This window comes from Niveibacterium sp. COAC-50, from assembly GCF_013184235.1.
Classification (GTDB): Bacteria; Pseudomonadota; Gammaproteobacteria; order Burkholderiales; family Rhodocyclaceae; genus Niveibacterium; species Niveibacterium microcysteis.
Window position 1 is genome coordinate 293,890 of the sequence record NZ_JABCJM010000001.1, and the last position, 18,742, is coordinate 312,631.

General features: G+C 65.8%; 15 protein-coding genes. 9 read left to right on the forward strand and 6 right to left on the reverse strand.

Features of this window, described 5'->3' with window-relative positions:
- Positions 1-85: 85 nt before the first annotated feature.
- Positions 86-2,821 (reverse strand): nitrate reductase, encoded by a 2,736-nt coding sequence (locus tag HH302_RS01295; protein ID WP_172197016.1) that lies wholly within the window; start codon positions 2,819-2,821, stop codon positions 86-88.
- A 260-nt stretch (positions 2,822-3,081) separates the two neighbouring features.
- Here HH302_RS01295 and HH302_RS01300 point away from each other — a divergent pair, with 260 nt between their 5' ends.
- On the forward strand, positions 3,082-4,692 hold the full coding sequence (locus HH302_RS01300; protein WP_172197018.1) for a methyl-accepting chemotaxis protein: 1,611 nt from the start codon (positions 3,082-3,084) through the stop codon (positions 4,690-4,692).
- A gap of 99 nt (positions 4,693-4,791) precedes the next feature.
- Here HH302_RS01300 and ybiB read toward each other — a convergent pair whose 3' ends face one another.
- Complete coding sequence (ybiB, locus tag HH302_RS01305) at positions 4,792-5,703, reverse strand: DNA-binding protein YbiB (protein WP_172197020.1); 912 nt, start codon at positions 5,701-5,703, stop codon at positions 4,792-4,794.
- Positions 5,704-5,791: 88 nt separating this feature from the next.
- Here ybiB and HH302_RS01310 point away from each other — a divergent pair, with 88 nt between their 5' ends.
- Genes HH302_RS01310 through HH302_RS01320 form a run of 3 tightly spaced genes read left to right on the forward strand, consistent with a single transcriptional unit; the run spans position 5,792 to position 8,078 of the window.
- Positions 5,792-6,679 carry an NAD(P)-dependent oxidoreductase gene (locus HH302_RS01310; protein ID WP_172197022.1) on the forward strand — a complete coding sequence of 296 codons (888 nt, stop codon included), beginning with the start codon at positions 5,792-5,794 and terminating at the stop codon, positions 6,677-6,679.
- A gap of 2 nt (positions 6,680-6,681) precedes the next feature.
- Positions 6,682-7,188, forward strand: a complete 507-nt coding sequence (locus HH302_RS01315; RefSeq protein ID WP_172197024.1) for an LEA type 2 family protein — start codon at positions 6,682-6,684, stop codon at positions 7,186-7,188.
- 53 nt (positions 7,189-7,241) lie between these two features.
- Positions 7,242-8,078, forward strand: coding sequence for a bile acid:sodium symporter family protein (locus tag HH302_RS01320; RefSeq protein ID WP_172197027.1), 837 nt, complete (start codon positions 7,242-7,244; stop codon positions 8,076-8,078).
- Positions 8,079-8,184: 106 nt separating this feature from the next.
- On the opposite strand, the gene HH302_RS01325 is transcribed toward HH302_RS01320, so the two are convergent.
- From HH302_RS01325 to HH302_RS01340, 4 genes are all read right to left on the reverse strand, one after another.
- Positions 8,185-9,126, reverse strand: coding sequence for a prolyl oligopeptidase family serine peptidase (locus tag HH302_RS01325; protein ID WP_172197030.1), 942 nt, complete (start codon positions 9,124-9,126; stop codon positions 8,185-8,187).
- Between the two features lie 445 nt (positions 9,127-9,571).
- Positions 9,572-10,210: a class II aldolase/adducin family protein gene (locus HH302_RS01330; protein WP_172197033.1), complete on the reverse strand. Its 639-nt coding sequence runs from the start codon at positions 10,208-10,210 to the stop codon at positions 9,572-9,574.
- A complete protein-coding gene (mtnA, locus tag HH302_RS01335; protein WP_172197036.1) occupies positions 10,207-11,247 on the reverse strand; it encodes an S-methyl-5-thioribose-1-phosphate isomerase in 1,041 nt (346 codons plus the stop codon). Before mtnA ends, HH302_RS01330 begins: the two co-directional genes overlap by 4 nt.
- A 60-nt stretch (positions 11,248-11,307) precedes the next feature.
- Complete coding sequence (locus HH302_RS01340) at positions 11,308-13,530, reverse strand: EAL domain-containing protein (protein ID WP_216661734.1); 2,223 nt, start codon at positions 13,528-13,530, stop codon at positions 11,308-11,310.
- A 144-nt stretch (positions 13,531-13,674) separates the two neighbouring features.
- On the opposite strand from HH302_RS01340, the gene HH302_RS01345 reads away from it, so the two are divergent.
- The 5 genes from HH302_RS01345 to ampD all read left to right on the forward strand — a co-directional run bounded on the left by HH302_RS01345 (position 13,675) and on the right by ampD (position 18,659).
- Complete coding sequence (locus tag HH302_RS01345; protein WP_172197039.1) at positions 13,675-14,829, forward strand: methionine aminotransferase; 1,155 nt, start codon at positions 13,675-13,677, stop codon at positions 14,827-14,829.
- A gap of 58 nt (positions 14,830-14,887) precedes the next feature.
- Positions 14,888-15,127: a PP0621 family protein gene (locus tag HH302_RS01350; RefSeq protein ID WP_172197042.1), complete on the forward strand. Its 240-nt coding sequence runs from the start codon at positions 14,888-14,890 to the stop codon at positions 15,125-15,127.
- Positions 15,128-15,138: 11 nt separating this feature from the next.
- A complete protein-coding gene (locus tag HH302_RS01355) occupies positions 15,139-16,674 on the forward strand; it encodes a PAS domain-containing sensor histidine kinase (protein ID WP_253945976.1) in 1,536 nt (511 codons plus the stop codon).
- Positions 16,671-18,053: a sigma-54 dependent transcriptional regulator gene (locus tag HH302_RS01360; RefSeq protein ID WP_172197049.1), complete on the forward strand. Its 1,383-nt coding sequence runs from the start codon at positions 16,671-16,673 to the stop codon at positions 18,051-18,053. The genes HH302_RS01355 and HH302_RS01360 overlap by 4 nt, the downstream gene beginning before the upstream one ends.
- Before the next feature lie 75 nt (positions 18,054-18,128).
- Positions 18,129-18,659, forward strand: coding sequence for a 1,6-anhydro-N-acetylmuramyl-L-alanine amidase AmpD (ampD, locus tag HH302_RS01365; protein ID WP_206256520.1), 531 nt, complete (start codon positions 18,129-18,131; stop codon positions 18,657-18,659).
- Positions 18,660-18,742: the final 83 nt, after the last annotated feature.

Consider the following 18,742-nt stretch of genomic DNA (forward strand, 5'->3'; position numbering starts at 1 on the left):
TGTTGTCGATGCGGACTGCCGGGATCGCCGGCAGCCGCACCGGGGAACGGCGTCGTCCGGGGTAACCGTGCGACGCCGCGGCATTTCATTCGGGCTGCCCCATCGAGGCCAGCCGCTTGAGTTCGGGTACGCACGAGCCGCAGTTGGTGCCGCAGCGTGTGCGCGTCTGCAAGGCTTCGAGCGATTCGCCGGCCTTGAAGGCCGCAACGATGTCGCGCTCGGCTACGTCGAAACAGTTGCACACCACCTTGCCGCGCTGCTGCTGCCCGGCGGGCGGTTGCGTCAGCGGCGCGAGCAGCCACTTGCGCGCTTCGCCGGCCGGCGTGCCCTGGGCCATCATGTCCTGCAGCCAGCCGGCGGCTTTCGCTTCGCCGACCAGGCGCACGGCACTGAGCGTATCGCCATCGATGCGCGCGCGTTTGGTGATGTCGCGGCGCGTGTCGCGGTAGATCAGCGCGAGCGGATCGTCCAGCGTGGTGGCGGCATCCAGTGCGGCCATCGCCGCGTCTCGGGTCTCCGGCACACGGGCTTTCAGCACTACCACCGGCGCGTCGCGGCCCGCGAGCGTGAGGCTCGCGTAGCTGGCTTCCGGCATCTCGCGCTGCAGGGCGTCGCGCATGCGCGCCATCACCGCCATCGCACCATGCTCGGCATCGGCGTCCGCCTCGACACGACGCAGCGCCACGACCTCGCGCCCTTCGGCGTATTTCTCGACCTGCACCGCCGCGTGCTTGAGCTCCGGCTGCTTCGAGTAAGGATCGAAGGCTGCCACCGTGAGCACGTTCACGCCGTGGCCGCCCATCGTGTTTGCGCCCCAATGCATCGGCAGGAAGGCTTGGCCCGGCCGCACCGAATCGCTCGCGGCGACCTTCACGATCACCGCGCCGCGCCGGCTGGACACGCGAACCAGATCACCCTCGGCGAGCCCGCGGCGTTCCAGATCGGCCTGGTTCAGATGCAGCAGCGGTTCTGCCTCATGGGCGAACAGGCGCGCCAGCGTGCCGGTGCGGCTCATGCCGTGCCACTGATCGCGTAGCCGGCCGGTGGTCAGCGCGATCGGGTATTTGGCCGACACCGGTTCGGCGACGGGCAGGTGTTCGGCGGCGACAAACTTCGCGCGGCCGGAATCGGTGGGGAACACGCCGTCTTCGTAGAGCCGCGTCTTGCCGCTGCGGGCGCCGCTCGGGAAGGGCCATTGTTGCGGACCCTCGGTTTCAAGCGTCGCGTACGACAGGCCGGTGATGTCCAGGTCGCGGCCGCGTGTGGTCTCGCGATGTTCGTTCCAGATCGCCTCTTCGTCCGCATAGGGAAACAGGGCGTCGGTGAGCGGGTTGCCGAGTGAGTGGCCGAGGCGGCGCGCGAAGTCGACAGCGATTGCCCAGTCATGGCGGGCTTCGCCCGGCGCCGCGACGGCAGGGCGTACGCGCGAGATGCGCCGCTCGGAGTTGGTTACGGTGCCGGTCTTCTCGCCCCAGGTGGTGGCGGGCAGCAGCAGGTCGGCGTAAGCGGCGGTTTCGGTCGTCGCATAGGCTTCCTGCACCACGACGAACTCGGCCTTGGCCAGCGCGCGGGCAATCTGCGCCGCGTCCGGCATCGACTGCGCGGGGTTCGTGCAGGCGATCCAGACGGCCTTGATTTCACCCGATTCCAGCGCGCGAAACAGTTCGACGGCGCTCTTGCCGGGGGCGGCGGGCACGTCCGGCACGCCCCACAGGGCGGCGACTTCTGCGCGGTGCTGCGGGTTGGCCAGATCGCGGTGTGCGGAGAGCAGGTTGGCAAGGCCGCCCACCTCCCGCCCGCCCATTGCGTTGGGCTGGCCAGTCAATGAAAAGGGGCCAGCGCCAGGCCGGCCCAAGTGCCCAGAGGCGAGGTGGAGGTTGATCAGCGCGGCATTGTTGTGGGTGCCGTGCGAAGACTGGTTGAGGCCCTGGCAGTACATCGACAGGGTCGCTTTCGAGGTGGCGAACCATTGCGCGGCGCGCTCGATGTCCGCCGCCGGTACGCCGCAGATGCCCGCCGCCATCTGCGGCGTGTAGGCACGGACCACCTTGCGCAGCGCATCGAAGCCCTCTGTGTGCGCGGCGATGTAGGCCTCGTCCACCCAACCTTCCCACAGCATCACATGCAGCATCGCGTTGTAGAGCGCGATGTCGGTGCCGGGCAGGATCGCCAGGTGCAGGTCGGCCGCCTCGGCGGTGTCGGTGCGGCGTGGATCGACCACGATCAGCTTCATCGCCGGGTTGGCCTTGCGCGCGTCTTCGATGCGGCGGAACACGATCGGATGCGCGAATGCGGTGTTGCTGCCACTGATGAAGAGGCAGTCGGTGTGGTCGATGTCTTCGTAGCTGGCCGGCGGCGCGTCGGCGCCGAGCGTCTGCTTGTAGCCTGCCACCGCGCTGCTCATGCACAGGCGCGAGTTGGTATCGACGTTGTTGGTGCCGATCAGGCCCTTGGCCAGCTTGTTGAAGACGTAGTAGTCCTCGGTCAGCAGCTGGCCCGAAATGTAGAAGGCGACGGCGTCTGGGCCGTGTTCGCGGACGATTGCGGCAAAGCGTTCGGCCGCATGGTCCAGTGCGCCATCCCAACTGATGCGGCTGCGCGCTTCGTTGCGCGTGGCGCGTAGTTCCGGGTACAGGGCACGCGCAACGCGGGTGTTCGGCGCCGCCGTCAGGTGAAGGGTCGAGCCCTTCGTGCACAGGCGGCCGAAATTCGCTGGATGTTGGGGGTCGCCACGCACGCCGGTAATGACGCCTTCATCGTGTTCGATGATCACGCCGCAGCCGACGCCGCAATAGCAGCAGGTGGATTTTGTTTCAGCCATTTTTTCCTCGTCTCCGGGGACGGGTTAGCAATGCCTGTGCCATGACGGTGCGCGCCTTGCGGGCGGCGACTTCGACAGCCAGACTGAACGAAGCACGCCGGCCGCAGGCACCAGATTGATGCGGCGGGGCGCCGCCTTGGGGCGGATTCGGCATGGCTGCTTGAGCTGTTTCGTGATGCACCGCAATAGGGCGAAAGCGGGGGCTCAAGCCTTGCTTGGCGCTGCCGTAGTCCTGATGTCGTTCCGACCGGAGGAAAGCCATGCCAAGACGTAGGCTGTCGATACAGATGCTGCTGCTGATGCTGGCAGCGGCCGGCATCCTCGCGGTGTTGCTCAATGCCTTGCTCGCGCAAACGGGGGTGCGACAAGTTGCCGGCGGCATCGACGCGATCCTGCGCACCCAGCAACAGGTATTGCGACAGACCGACGTCGACATGATGCACGACGCGATTCGCGGTGATGTGCTGCGCGCGCTGCTGGCGTCGAGCGGAGGTGGTGACGACAAGGCCGCGGTGCAGAAGGACTTCGCTGAGCACGCCAAGCGACTGCGCGAGAACTTCGATCGGAATCGACAGAGTCTGCCCGTCGACGCGCGGGCGGCCGCGGATGCGGCGGCGCCGGTGGTCGATCGCTATCTGAAGGCTGCGGAGGCGCTGCTGGCCAACCCCTCGCCGCAGTCGGCGGAACTCACCGGGTTTACCCAGGACTTTGAAGCGCTCGAGGGCAGCCTTGAGAAGCTCACCGACCTGATTGCGGCCGCCGCGGAGCAGGAGCGCGTCGCGGCAGCCGCCGCCGTGCAGGCCAGCGTGTGGCGTAGCGCCGCGGTAGGTGTGCTGGCGGCCATCGTGCTGATCGCCACCGCATTGTTCGTCTATCGGCGCATAGGCCCGCCCTTGCGCCGCGTGGCCCGCGAGGCCGCTGCGATTGCAGCATCCGGCGATCTTTCAAGGCGTATCGACGGCGCCGTGGGGGACGAAATCGGCGATGCGATCGCGGCCTTCGATCGCCTGCTCGCGGTGCAGCAGGGCGTGGTGCGCGATGCCCTGCTCGCGACGCAGGAAACCGCGTCGGCGGTGGAGGCGTTGCAGGCGGTGGGGGCTTCGGTACGAGAGGAGGCTGGCTCGCAACAGCTCATGGCCGAACGCGCGAGCAGCGACTTCGCCGCGGTACGCGACAACATCGCCACCGTCGCCTTGAGTGCAGGGCAGGCGCTGGACCGCGCACGTGTGTCGGGTGAATGCGCGCGCGATGGCGCGCAGCAGGTGCGCGAGGTGGCGGGCGACATCCGGGCGATTGCCGAGTCGGTACATGAAACCGCTCGTGTGGTGTCCTCACTCTCTGACGAGGCGGTGCAGATCGCCACCGTCGTGGGCGAGATCAAGGCGATCGCGGATCAGACCAACCTTCTCGCGCTCAACGCCGCGATCGAAGCGGCGCGCGCTGGCGAGCAGGGGCGTGGTTTTGCGGTGGTGGCCGACGAGGTGCGCAAGTTGGCCGAGCGCACTGCGCATTCGACCGAATTGATCGTAGGCACGGTGGGCCGTATCCGTAACACCATCGATACCGCGGTCGGCGCGATCGACCAGAGCGTGTCGGGCGTGCAGGCGAGCGTGGCGCGAGCCGAACAGGCGGGCGCCGCGGTGGATGAGATCCCGCGCGCAGCCGGCGAGGTGGAATGCGGCATGACGGGGATCCAGCAAGCGCTCGCCGAGCAGCAGGCCGCGACGCAGCGGCTCGATGCGCTGATCGGCGATATCGCTGCTGCGGCGGGGCGCAACGCCGCCAGCGCCGCACGTGCGGCTGCGCTGGCAGAGGATGCGGGCGGCGCAATGAGCCGGCTGGCCGGGTCGGTCGGGCGTTTCACCGTTTAAGCGAATCGCCGCGATTTAGCGGCGGGGCCCGTTGCAAGCTGTTTTCCCCTGCAAGGGGCGCGTGCCACGCGCGTTCAGCGGTCTCCAGCGCGTGCTGCTTCAGGCCCGTGCCAGTTGGGCCAGCGCGCTGACCTGATCGAGGATCGGTTGTGGCACCGCTTGCGCGCCGTCGAGCATTGCGCGGATCTGCGCCGCATTGTCGGCCACCGCGCAGCCTTCGCCGGGCTCGCGCGTCGGATCGCCATCTTCTTGATCGAACAGCACGCGCGCCGCACCATCGACATAACCCAGCAGGCGGGGCCGACGCCGCGGGTGCGCGTAGGCCTCACCCTCGGTCGCCCGCATCAGCAGCGCGCAGGCGTGTTCCCGGTCGAGCTGCTCGGCCATGCGCTCAAGGTATTCCGGATGGGTCACCGCGATCACGCGCACGCTGTGGCCGCGGCAGGGGTCCAGCAGCTTGGCAAGCGTGTGCCCGCTGTTGCGCAGGCCGACGCGGCGCCGCAGGGCGAGCAGCGCATCCAGCCCGGGGCACAGTGTCGCGACCGGCAGGCACGCGAGGCGACGATCAGCCAGTTGGCGCGCGGCGTCGTCGGTGTCCGCCGCCGGGGTGATACCGAGGGCGCCCAACAGCTCGAAGGGGCTCACGCGGCTCTCGAAGTCGTGCCGCCCCTGGATCAGCACCGGCACGCCTTCGCGCGCGAGCAGCAGCGCCACCAGCGGCATCAGGTTGGCCTGCTTGCGCCCTCCGTTGTAAGTCGGCAGCACCACGCAGCGCGGCCCGGCAGGCACCGCGACCTGTGCGGTGCGCGCGTCCATCGCGCGTTTGAAGCCAGCAAGCTCGTCGGCATCTTCGCCTTTGATCCGCATCGAAAGCAGGATCGCGCCAAGCTCGAGGTCGGGCACGCGCTGGTCTAGGATGTCGCCGAACAGGCTTTCGGCCTGCGCTTCGGTCATTGGCCGTGCGCCCTTGGCGCCTCGTCCGATTTCCTTGATGATCGGGGCGTATTGCATGGAGCGTATCTTTCGTTCCGTGGCTTGGATTTTCTCGCCGGCGGCGCACGCAAGCGCCATGCCGGTGGCGGCATTCTACGGAGGAATCATGAGAGTCGGATTTGTCGGTTTGGGGATCATGGGGCGGCCGATGGCGCTCAACCTGCTCAAGGGCGGGCATGAGGTGGCGGTATGGACCCGCCGCGCAGAGTCGATGCAGCCGCTCCTGATCGCCGGCGCCAAACCCGCCGAATCGCCCGCCGCGCTGGCGCGCGACTGCGACGTGGTGATCAGCATGGTGGCCGACGCGCCGGATGTTGAAGAGGTGGCGCTGGGCGCGCGTGGTGTCGCCGAAGGGGCGGAGGCCGCCAACCGGGTCGATCTGGTGTTCATCGACATGAGCACCATCGCGCCCTCTGCCGCGCGCTCGATCGCCGCCCGAATGGCCGAACGCGGCGTGACGATGCTCGATGCACCGGTGTCGGGCGGCGAGGTCGGTGCGATCGCCGGCAGCCTGACGATCATGGTCGGCGGCCATCAGGCCGCGTTCGAGCGGGCGCGGCCAGTGCTGGAAGGCATGGGCAAGACGGTTACCTGGATTGGCGAGAGCGGTGCCGGGCAGGTGGCCAAGGCGTGCAACCAGATCCTTACCGGCGCGGGCGTGGCAATCGTGGCCGAGGCGCTGCATTTTGCGCGCGCCTCCGGCGTTGATCCGGCGCGGGTCCGCGAAGCGATGCTGGGCGGCTTTGCCTACAGCCGCATCCTGGAGAACCACGGCCAGCGCATGCTCGACCGCAACTTCAAGCCTGGCTTCAAGGCCTGGATGCACCAGAAAGACCTGCGCATCGTGCTCGACGAAGCGCACAAGATGGGTGTCTCGCTGCCCAACAGCGCGGCCACTGCGCAAATGCTCAACGGCGCGGTGGGCTGTGGCATGGGCGAGGACGATTCGATCTCGCTGTTGCGTCTGCTCGAAAAACTCTCGGGGCGGGAGTGATCATGCGTGCGATCGCCCGCCTGCTGGCCCTCGGCTGGCTGTTGCTCGCGGCCGGCTGCGCGATCATGGCGCTTGGCCTGCAGAAGCCTGAGGTCAGCGTCGAGGATGTATCGCTGCTGCCCGGCGGCGGCATGCTGCAGCAGCGCATGCATCTGACGCTGCGCGTCAGCAATCCGAACGAAAAGGACATCACCGTTGATGGAATGACCTTCGGTTTCGAGATCAATGGACAGAAGGTCGCCACCGGCATGACTGGCCAGTCCGTGGTGCTGCCACGCCTCGGTGAGACGACTGTCGGCGTGGACGTGTCGGCCTCGCTGATCGAATTGCTGGCCAAGCTGCCCAAGGTGTTCGAGGGGGGCAAGGCTTTTGGCTACCGGGTGCACGGCGAAGTGCTGACGCGCGACTACGGTCGCCTGCCGTTCGACCGCAAGGGGGAACTGTCGCTCGACAAACTCGCCGAGAAGGCTGGCACCACCGCGCCGGCTGGCCAGCGCGGGCAGTTCTGAACCTTGACGCGCCGGCACGTGGCGTCGGCATGTTTGGCTGACTGGAGGCCGCCTTGCTGGCGATCTTTTTCGGTTTGCTGAAGGGCGCCGTGGCGGTCATGTTGCTGGCCATCGGCGCAGCCTCGTCCGTGCGGCAAGTCGCTTACCTGTGGCAGCGGCCGGCACTGCTGTCGCGGGCATTGCTCGCGATGTATGTGCTGGTGCCGGCTGCGGCGGTGCTGATCGACGAGTTCGTGCCGCTCGGCAAGGTCGCGCGCGCAGCGCTGCTGGTGCTCGCGGTGTCGGCCGGTGCGCCGATGCTGCCGCGCAAGCTCGGCGCCATCGGGCGCTCGCCTTACGTCTTCAGCCTCGTCGTGACCTCGTCGTTCCTGGCCGTCGCATTCGTGCCCGTTTGGGTGATGGTGCTCGGCCCGCATTTCGAGCTCGATCGGCAGGTCGAGCCGCTTCAGATCGCGATGTCGGTCGCGCAGACCATTCTTTTGCCCTTGCTCGCGGGCATGGCGCTGCGCGCGATCTGGCCGGCGATCTGCGAGCGCTGGGCGGATCGCCTGATTGCTGCGCTGGGGTCCTTGCTGATGCTGATGGGCCTGGCGATGCTGCTGATGTTTGGCCACATGCTTCTGGATGTGCCGCCGCGGTCCTTCGTCGCCATGACCGGCTTGCTGCTGATCGCACTCGTGATCGGCCATCTGTTGGGCGGCCCGGATCCGCACGAGCGCACCGCCTTGGCCATCACCTGCTCGACGCGGCATGTCGGCCTCGCGGTACTGGTTGCAGCCTCAATGCCCGGCCCCTACGCGGTGCTGCTGATCACCGCCTACCTGCTGTGTTCACTGATCGTGACCGTGCCCTACCTGATGTGGCGTCGGCGAAGCGCCGCGCCAGGCTGACGCGATGGCGGCCGGGCGGTAAGCGGTGGGGGCTCTGTCGCCCGGCAGCGTATGCAGGCGGCACACCCGGGCTTGCCTGCCCCAAGTTGCCGCCATGCGTGATGCGTCAGTTCTGCGGCCCGTATCCGCAAGTGGCCGCGTGTTCGGCGTCGGTGTAGATCGGCGCGCCCCAGAACGTCCCGATCCAGTACATGCAGCTCATGCGCCCGTCCGCATTTCGAACCATGCGGTAGAACATTGAATTGCTGACATACCGGTCGTCACCGATCGGGTAGTAGGCCGTCGTGGTTGCGAAGGTCTCGTTTTCGACAATCAGTCGCCCTTGCGTGTCGACGCTCAGGTGCAGCACTTGCGGGCTCCCCGACGTGCTTGCGAACTCGTAGCGTCCTACGAGTCGGTCTGCATGGTGAATGTGATTAGTCTCGTCGTCGAGACGTTCACCGCGTTGCTTGATCAGCGCGCCGAGACTCTCCGCGTTGAAGGCGTAGTTCGTGCTGCCGAGATGATCGACGCCTGGCATTCGGTCATATGTCACTGTCACCTCTGCGTTGCGCAGAGCCTTGACGGCGTTGTCGGCGACCGCGACAGGCACGTTCATGTCGGCGTCACCGTGCACGACATGGAACGGCGTGTTTTGCAGGTGGCGTAGCCCGTTTCCGTATTCAGTTATTGCTTGTGGGCCGAAGAACAGGTCGTCCGTGAAGCCTCCGCCGGCGGCGAGGACGGCCGAGAAGCGGTGAGGAAATGCCAGCGCCACAGGGTAGGCGCCGAGGCCGCCCAAGCTGAAGCCGGCAAGGCTTACGCGCGATCGATCGACCGGGTACTTTGCCTGCGCATCGCGTATGACGGCGTCCACGAAGGCTTCATCATGGAAATAAGAGGCCTCAAGTGGCGACACGACGATCGCCGGAAAGTCCTGGCCGCCATGTTCGATGTAGTAGTTGATGCCGTCACCACGGAGCTGCTCCATGGTTTTCGGCGAGCCGTCTGGCGAAGAACCGTGCAGGTAAACGACCATTGGCCACAGGCGTCCGCGCATGTCGCTCATGCCCGGGCCTGAAGTCCGGAAGCCCTTCGGCAGGTATACAAGGTATTGCGATGCGCCGCCGACCGGCAACGCCAAGGATTGAACGACGAACTCACCCGGCGATTCGACCGTCGCGATTCGCTCTGCGGTGCGAACCTCTGCGGCCGTGGTCGGCTGGTTGCTTGTTGACGCTGACTCGCCATTGCCGCCGCATCCGCTCAGCGCGGCTAACGATACGATAAGACCTAGCGAAGCAAGGATTGCCGGAAAGCTCTTCTTACAGGCACTCATTCCACTCCTCCTATATTGGCTGGTAACCGACGATGCGACGGGGGGTAATTCGCATGCCAGTCGTCGCCGGCCATGAATGGTATGAGCGCCTAAATGATGATTGCATTAAATGAGCGTATCGCCGTGACTCATTGCACGACGGTGAGAGCGCGCGCAACTCGGGCCGAGAGGCGCGTCAGCGCACCCCGTAGCCCTTGAACTTTTCGCGGACGCGGGCGATTTCGTCTTCCGGCAGCAGCACCGGGTCGCCGAGCTGGCAGGCTCGCCAGTACTGTTCGGCGAGGCTTTCGAGTTCGACCGCCAAGGCCTGGGCGTGGCGCAGGTCGCGGCCGGCGACCACCATGCCGTGGTTGCCCAGCAGGCAGCCATTGCGATCGGCCATCGCAATCAGCGTAGCCTCGGACAGCGCGGCCGTGCCGTAGGTGGCATAGGCAGCGCAGCGCACGTCGTGGCCGCCGAAACGGGCGACCATGTAGTGAAAGGGCGGAATCGTGCGGTGCAGGCAGGCCAGTGCGGTACAGAAAGGCGAGTGGGTATGGATCACTGCGCCGAAGTCGGGGCGCGACAGATAGAGGTCGCGATGCAGTTGCCATTCGGATGACGGCGCGCGCGGGCCGGTGTAGCTGCCGTCAGCGGCGACGGTGACGAAGTCGATGCGCGTCAGTTCTTCCCACGGCAGGCCCGATGGCGTGATCAGCATGCCATCGCCGTGGCGCACGCTGAGGTTGCCCGCGGCGCCGGGGTTGAGCCCAAGGGCTGCGATGTGGCGTGCGCTGGCGAGCAGGGCGTCGCGTTGGGCTTCGATGCTATTCATGCAAGCGCCTCCGTAATGTGGGCTGCATCGAAGCGGCCGCGTTCGGTGAGAATGCCCGCGATCAGCGCGGCAGGCGTGACGTCGAAGGCCGGGTTGGCGCAAGGGCCATTGAACATGCGAACCTGCGCCGCCTCGCCGGCGCCATCGATGCCATGCAGCACGCAGATTTCGTCGTCGCTGCGGGATTCGATCGGGATCGCGTCACCATCCGGGCAGGCTGCGTCGATCGTGCTGGTGGGCGCCGCGATGTAGAAGGGCACGCCGTGTTCGCGGGCGGCAAGCGCCTTCAGGTAGGTACCGACCTTGTTGGCGGTATCGCCATTGGCGGCAATGCGGTCGGCGCCTGTGATCACGACATCGACCAGGCCTTGGCGCATCAGCAGCCCGGCCGCGTTGTCGGCGATCAGGGTGTGCGGCACACCGCCTTCAGACAGCTCCCACGCGGTGAGCAGGCCCTGGTTGCGGGGCCGCGTTTCGCTGACCCAGACTTCGATCGACAGACCTGCTTGATGCGCGAGATAGATTGGCGCGAGGGCCGTGCCCCAGCCGCAGGTGGCAAGCGCTCCGGCGTTGCAGTGGGTCATGACCCGCAGCGGGCGATCGAGCCCTTCGGCGTGGCGGGCGAGCAGCGAGCGGCCATATTCGCCCAGCGCGCGGTTGGCGGCGATGTCTTCGGCGTGAACCGCGAGCGCTTCGCGCCAGGCTGCTGCGCTTCGTAGGTCCGGATTGAGCGGACGAAGCTTGGTTGCCATGCGGGCGAGCGCCCAGTGCAAGTTGACGGCTGTTGGGCGGGTGCCCCCAAGGCGCGTCAGCGCAGATTCGAGCGCGTCGTTGCTGGTGTCGTGCCGCATTGCGATGGCGACGCCGAACGCGGCCGTGGCGCCAATCAGCGGCGCGCCGCGGACCACCATGGTCTCGATGGCTAGCGCGCAGGCTTCCAGATTGGCAAGCGTGCGGGTGGTTCGGGCGAAAGGCAGACGGGTCTGGTCGATGACGGCAATCGCGCCGTCGAGCGGTATCAGGGGAGCGAGTTCCATGCGCCGATGATGGCCGCTCGCGCCAAGCGGGGCAAGCCGTCAGGTCAAACCGCCAGCGGTTCAGCCGCGTGCGCGGCGCTCTGCGAGCCAGTCGTGCAGCGCCTCGGGCTCCATCGGGCGGGCGTACAGGTAGCCTTGTGCATCCGGGCAGCCCAGCCCCAGCAGTACCTTGGCCTGGTCGGCCTCTTCAACGCCCTCGGCGATGACCCCCAGGCCGAGCTTCTGGCTGAGCTGGATCACCATTTCCGCGACCTGGCGGCACCGCTGGTTCGTGCACAAGTCCTTCACGAAGGAGCGGTCGATCTTCAGTCGATCGACGCGTAGTCGTTGCAGGTAGGAAAGCGAAGAGAAGCCCGTGCCGAAGTCGTCGATGGCGACCTTGACGCCGAGCTGTGCCAGCTCGTTGAGCTTGCCGGCGACAAAATCTGCGTCCTCCATGGCCATCGACTCGGTGATCTCAAGTTCGATCTGGTGGGCGACCGCGCCGGTATCGGCCAGTGCCGATCTGACCTGATTGATGAAGTCCTGATGACGGAACTGCGCCAGCGATACGTTGACCGCCATCTGCACGTTCGGGAAGCCGGCAGCGGCGATCTTGACCTGTTCGTAGCACGCCAGGCGCATGACCCAGTTGCCGATATTGACGATCAGACCCGAGTGTTCGGCGAGCGGGATGAAGCGATCGGGCGGGATGAAGCGGCCATCGTCACCGCGCCAGCGGATCAGCGCTTCGACGCCGACCGGCTCGCCGCTCTCGATACGAACCTGCGGCTGGTACATCAGGAACAGGCGTTCGTTGTCGAATGCGCTGCGCAGGCCGTGGAGCAGCTTGACCCGCTCCTCGATCTCGACGTTCATGTCGCGCGTGAAGAAGCTGTGTTCCCCACGGTGCCGGCTCTTTGCCCGCTTGAGAGCGAGGTTGGTGTTCTTCAAGGCGTCCGCGCTGCTGCCGTCTGCCTCGCGCAGCAGCAGGTAACCTTGCGTTGCGGAGATCACGATCTCCTGCTCATCGACGATAAACGGGTCGGCGAAGACAGCGGAGAGTGCTGCCGGTGTGACCACCGATACTTCGCCGAGGATGCCGAAGGTATCGCCGGCGATCCGCGCGACGATGGCACCGGGCATCCGGTCGCGCAGACGAAGGGCGACGGCCAGCAGCAGCTTGTCACCGAACTTGTGCCCGAGAGCGTCGTTGGTCTCGGCAAACTCGTCGATGTCGACCAGCGCGACGGTCGATTCGTTCTTGCGGTTGCCCTGCAGGCGCTCGTCAATGCACTGAAGGAAGCGCACCCGGTTGGGCAGGCTGGTAAGGGCGTCGACGTAGGCGATGTTCTGCAGGCGGCTGAACAGGGCGGTGTTCTCGAAACCGGCGGCAATGTTGGTGCAGAACACCTCAAGCAGGTGGCGGTCGATTTCCTCGATCGCGTGCGTGCTTTCCAGATAAACGGCGATTCGGCGACCCGAGCCGTTGAGCAACAGCGTCGTGGAGCCCTGGTCGTATTGGTTCTTGCCCGATGCGAGGGCGCGGTTGAGGTGCTCCCGCACCACACGATCCGGGATGTCGCGGATCGATTGGTTGATCAGCCCGCTGAACTTGCCTCCGGCTGCAACGACCTGAACACCGTCGTCGCCGCTGCCGTTTTCCTGCGCACAGATCAGCCCCTCGGGCGGTAGCCGCAGCAGGGCCGCAAGTTGCGTGATGACACCGGCGGCGAAGCCCTGGATGCCACGCAGCTCCATTAGCTCGCCGCTGGCACGCACGATCATGTCCAGCCCGCGGCGGTTCGCGTTGATCGCGCGGATCTGGTCGTAGGACCGGATCGCAACCGTCAGCGTGGTGTAGAGCCGCGTGTGGGTGAGTTCGGACTTGGTCTTGTAGTCGTTGATGTCGTAATCGCGGATCGCCTGGATTTCCGGCGCATAGCCCGGCTGCCCGGTGCGCAGCACGATGCGCGTTTCCTGCAGGCCCAGTTCTTCGCGGATGATGTGCACGAGGTTCAGGCCGGCGTTCTCGCTTTCCATCACCACATCAAGCAGGATCACCGAAATGTCTTGCTCGCGCCGCAGGAACTGCACCGTTTCGGCGGCGCTGTAGGTGTGCAGGAACTCCAGCGGGCGCCCGAGGATCGGTGTGCCCTTGAGTGCGAGCTCCGTCGATGCGTGAACATCCTGGTCATCGTCGACGATCAGAACGCGCCATACCGCAGCCGCGCCATGTTCGACATCGTCATCGCCTTCCGGCGCAAAGACCAGCTCGTCATCCGCCGCCAAAAGATCGGTCACCGCTATCTCCCCGGTGTGGTAGGGCTCTTTGCCGATTCAGAGCCTCTCTTCTCACGTCTACGGACGCGTAGCCCGCGACTTGAGGCTCCTGCGCAAGCTTACGCCGGAATAGACTTGCGGCTCTAGCGTGCGAGGAGAGTTGGTTTGGATACTCCAGTTCCGATCGATAGCCGGCTGCCCGATGTGGGCACCACCATCTTTACCGTGATGTCGAGGCTCGCTCAGGCTTGCGGCGCGATCAACCTGTCGCAAGGCTTTCCGGACTTTTCGCCCGATCCCGCGCTCGCCGCCGCGGTGTCAGAGGCCATTGCTGCCGGCCATAACCAGTACCCGCCGATGGCCGGCTTGCCGGCGCTGCGCGAAGCGATCGCGCACAAGCTGGAGGGCGAATACGGCGCGCGGTATGAGCCCGAGTCCGAGATCACGGTGACGGCGGGCGCGACACAGGCCCTGTTCACTGCCATTGCCGCGCTGGTGCAGCCGGGCGACGAGGTCATCGTGTTCGAGCCGGCGTATGACGCGTACGGCCCGGCAGTGCGGTTGCAGGGCGCGCAATTGCGGGGAATCCCGCTGCGTGCACCGGACTGGCGTCCGGACTGGGACGCCTTCAAGGCAGCACTGAGCCCGCGCACGCGGCTGGTGATCGTGAATACACCGCACAACCCGACGGGCTCGATCTGGCCGCGGGAAGACATGCTGCAGCTGGCTGCGCTACTCGATGGGTCGCGCGTCTGTGTGCTGTCCGACGAGGTCTATGAGCATATGGTCTTCGACGGTGCCGAACACCAGAGTGTTGCTCGGCATCCAGCGCTCGCGTGCCGGGCGATCGGCGTTTCGAGCTTTGGCAAGACCTATCACGTCACCGGTTGGAAAGTCGGCTACGTCTTTGGCCCGGCAGCGCTGATGGCCGAATTCCGCAAGGTGCACCAGTTCAACGTCTTCACCGTGAACAGTCCGGCTCAAGCCGCCTTTGCGACGGTTGCGGGGCGGCCAGAGACCTGGCGGGGGCTGGCCGCGTTTTACCAGACGAAGCGCGATCGCCTGCGCGCACAGTTGGCCACAAGCAGGCTGCGCCTGCTGCCGTGCGCTGGCACCTACTTTCAGCTGGTCGACTACCGTGCGATCTCCGATCTGCCGGACGTTGCGTTCGCCGAATGGCTCACGCGCGAAGCCGGCGTAGCGGCCATTCCGGTTTCGGTGTTTTCGCGCGAGCCCCGCGACGAACGCATCGTGCGGCTATGCTTCGCCAAGCAGGACGCGACACTGGATGCTGCGGCCGCGCGCCTTGCAGCCCTCTGAGCGCCCATGCACCGGGTGGTAAACTCGGCGGCTTCTGCATCGCGATGGGGCGCCTGACGTGGGCAAAATACTCCTCTTCCTGCTGGGCATCCTTGCTATCTGGTTGCTGCGCCGCAAATTCGATGGTGGCGCATCGCGTCCCCGCCGCGGCAATCCGGCCCCACAGCCACCGGCCGAACCCGAACGCATCACGGCTTGCGCACAGTGCGGCCTGCATGTGCCGGAAAGCGAGGGTGTGATGGAGGGCGGCCACTTCTACTGCAGCGACGCGCACCGCCAACTCGGCCCGCGCGCCTGATGGGGGCCGGCATGCCACATGCCTGGCAGCCCGCTGAATCGCGCTGGGAATCGCTGCGCTACTACAGCTTCTACCGGCTCATCGTTGCCAGCGGCCTCGCCTTCGTCGGGCGGATGTTCCTTCTCGAGGGCTCGTCCAGCGCAACGGATTGGAGCTATGTCGTCGCGGCGTATTTCTTTGCCGCGGTAGCCTTGTTGTATTTCCTGCGCGCCACACGGGCACCCTTCGAGTGGGTGGTAAACACCCACATAACAATTGATATCGTGGCGCTCAGTGCGCTGATGTACCTAGGCGGAGGCCACAAGGGTGGCCTGCCCTACATGATGATGGTGGTGGTTGCTGCCGGCGGACTGCTCGGCGAAGGGCGCCTGGTCTTCTTCTACGCGTCCTTGGCCTCTGTGGCGGTGCTCGCGGTGCAAGGCCTGCGTTCGCTGACTCTCGACAGCGAGGCGGTTGCCGACATCACCGCGGTGGGTTTTGTCTGCATTGGCTTTTTTGCAGTTGCGACCGTGGCGCGCCTGCTGGCGACCCGCGCGCTGGCCAACGAAGCGCTTGCCCATCAGCGCGGTGCTGCGCTGCGTCGTCAGGAGCGCGTGAACGAGCAGATCATTGCCGATCTGCACGATGGTGTGCTCGTGCTCGGCGCCGATGGCGTGGTGATGCAGGCCAATCGCAAGGCGGCCGAGCTGTTGGGGGATTTGCCCCATATTGGCCTACCGATTGACGTACTGTCCCCCGAGCTTGCGGCTGCGGTGGTGAGTGGCGACGCGGAGGTTCGCGTTGGCGAGGCCGGCAGCCAGGTGCGCGTGCGCACCCTGCGATTGGGCGAGCAAGGCGATACGATCGTCTATCTTGAAGATCTTGAGCGCATCGAGCGTGAGGCACAGCAAATCAAGCTTGCGGCACTCGGGCGCCTGACCGGAGGGATCGCGCACGAGATCCGCAACCCCTTGGCTGCGATCAGCCACGCCAGCGAACTCCTTGGCGAAGAGAAGCGCGCCGAGATGCAGCAGCGCCTGACGCGCATCATCCACGACAACACGCGGCGCATCGATCGCATGGTGCGCGACGTGCTGGAACTTGGGCGCCGCGATCGCGCGACCCCGGAGACCATTCCACTGCTTGCTTTCGCCCACACCTTTCTGGATGAGCAGGTCAGCTACGAGGGGCTCGATCCGGCGCTTGTCGAATTGGAGGGTGATGCGGCGTTGCGCGTGCGCTTCGACCGTATTCACCTGCAGCAGATTCTTTGGAACCTGCTTGGCAACGCTCGCCGTTTTGCGAGCGGCGCGCCGGGCAGCGTGAGAATCCAGGTGCTCGCGGGCGGTGAAGACCAGGTCATGCTCGATGTCGTGGACGATGGTGCCGGCGTGCCGCCGGAGTCGCGCTCACGGGTGTTTGAACCCTTCTTTACGTCCGATCCACGCGGTACCGGGCTTGGGCTCTATATTGCGCGAGAGTTGGCGCAGGCCAATGCGGCCGAACTTCAGCTCTGCGAATCTCGCGGTGGCGCGCATTTCCGATTGATGGCCAAGGGGGTTGCATGAGCAGTGCAAGTGAGCGACGCAGCCACATCGATGCAGCGGTACTGATAGTCGATGACGAGGCTGATATCCGTGAATTGCTGGAGCTGACGCTTCTGCGCATGGGGCTTGGTGCCGACGCGGCCGGAACGCTGGCCGAGGCGCGCGCATTGCTGGCGGAGCACCGCTACAAGCTGTGCTTGACCGACATGCGCCTGCCGGACGGCGATGGCCTTACGCTGGTGCGCGAGATTGCGCAGCACCATCCAGAATTGCCAGTGGCGGTGATCACGGCCTACGGCAGCATGGAGAACGCAGTCACCGCGTTGAAGGAGGGGGCCTTCGACTACCTCTCCAAACCCGTTTCGCTCGAACAACTGCGCGCCCTGGTCAAATCGGTCTTCGATCTGCCGAAGCGCGCCAGTGAATCGCGCCCGGTCGGCGCCAGTTCGTTAACCGGCGAGTCGCCAACTATGCTGCAAGTGCGCAGCATGATCGAACGTTTGGCGCGCAGTCAGGCGCCGGTCTATATCAGCGGTGAGTCGGGCAGCGGCAAGGAGCGCGCGGCGCGCCTGATTCATGAGTACGGCCCGCGTGCCGCGAAGCCCTTCGTTGCGGTCAACTGCGGAGCGATTCCCGAGAATCTCATGGAGAGCGAGTTCTTCGGCTATCGCAAGGGGGCATTTACCGGCGCGGATGCTGACCGCGATGGTTTCTTCCAGGCTGCCAACGGGGGCACCTTGTTCCTCGATGAAGTGGGTGACCTGCCGTTACCCATGCAGGTAAAGCTTCTGCGGGCAATCCAGGAAAAGCGTGTGCGCCGTGTCGGCGACACGGCCGAGCAGCCGGTGGACCTGCGCATCATCAGCGCGACCCACCGCAATCTGAAGGAGCTCGTGGATCAAGGGCGGTTCCGGCAGGATCTGTTCTACCGCCTCAATGTCATCGAGCTGCGCATGCCAGCGCTGCGCGAGCGGCGTGAGGACATCCCGGCCCTGGTCGAGGCCTTGCTTGGGCGATTGGCCCAGGAGGCGGGCTTGCCCGTGCCGCGTGTTGACGCCGCCGCGAACGCCGCCCTGTTGGCCTATGCATTCCCGGGCAACGTGCGCGAACTGGAGAACATTCTTGAACGCGCGTTGGCCTTGCATGGCGGCCAATGCATTACGGTGGAGGATCTTCACCTCGAACCGCGCGAGGAGGAGGCCGGTCCGCACGACATTCCGGGTGGCGGCGTTGCCCTGGAGCGGGAATCCCTGCAGGACTATCTCGACCGCGTCGAGCGCCAGGCCATCAACGAAGCCATCGCCAAGACCGATGGCAACCGCACGGCCGCGGCGCGGCTTCTGGGCGTGACCTTCCGTTCGCTGCGCTACCGCATGGAGCGGCTAGGGATGAAGGAGTAATCGGCGGTGTTCCTGAAGCTGCGCGGTGAGCCGATCGCGTGTTCACCGACCCCCGCCAAGCCGACGCTGAAGGGCATCGATGCGGAGGGTTTTCTTCCCGATGCGCGCTTCGTCGCGTCGCCCAATTTTGACGCCCGCCCGGCGGGCTGCACCATCGATCTGATCGTCATCCATGCGATCAGCCTGCCCCCGGAGTGCTTCGGTGGTCCGGGCGTAGAGCAGTTGTTCACCAACTGCCTCGACCCACTCGCCCATCCGTACTATGCGGGCATTCACCATCTCCGCGTGTCATCACATTTCCTGATTCGGCGAGACGGCTGCATCGAGCAGTTCGTGCCGACCATCCAGCGCGCATGGCACGCAGGTGTATCGAGCTGGGGTGGCCGCGAACGCTGTAATGATTTTTCGATCGGTATCGAGCTTGAAGGCAGCGACACGCAGCCCTTCGACGCAGCGCAGTACCCCGCCTTGGCAGAGCTGATCCGTGCCATCGTACGGCGCCATCCGATCAGCGACATCGCCGGGCATTGCGACATTGCCCCTGGGCGCAAGACAGACCCCGGTCCCTTCTTCGACTGGCCGTTGCTCGCCACGCTTCTGCGCTGATTACCCATTTTGTTCGCCGTTTTATCGCGCCGCGCGAGGGCTTTACACGCCTCATGGCTGCAGCGTTTGAGGCCCGCACGGTG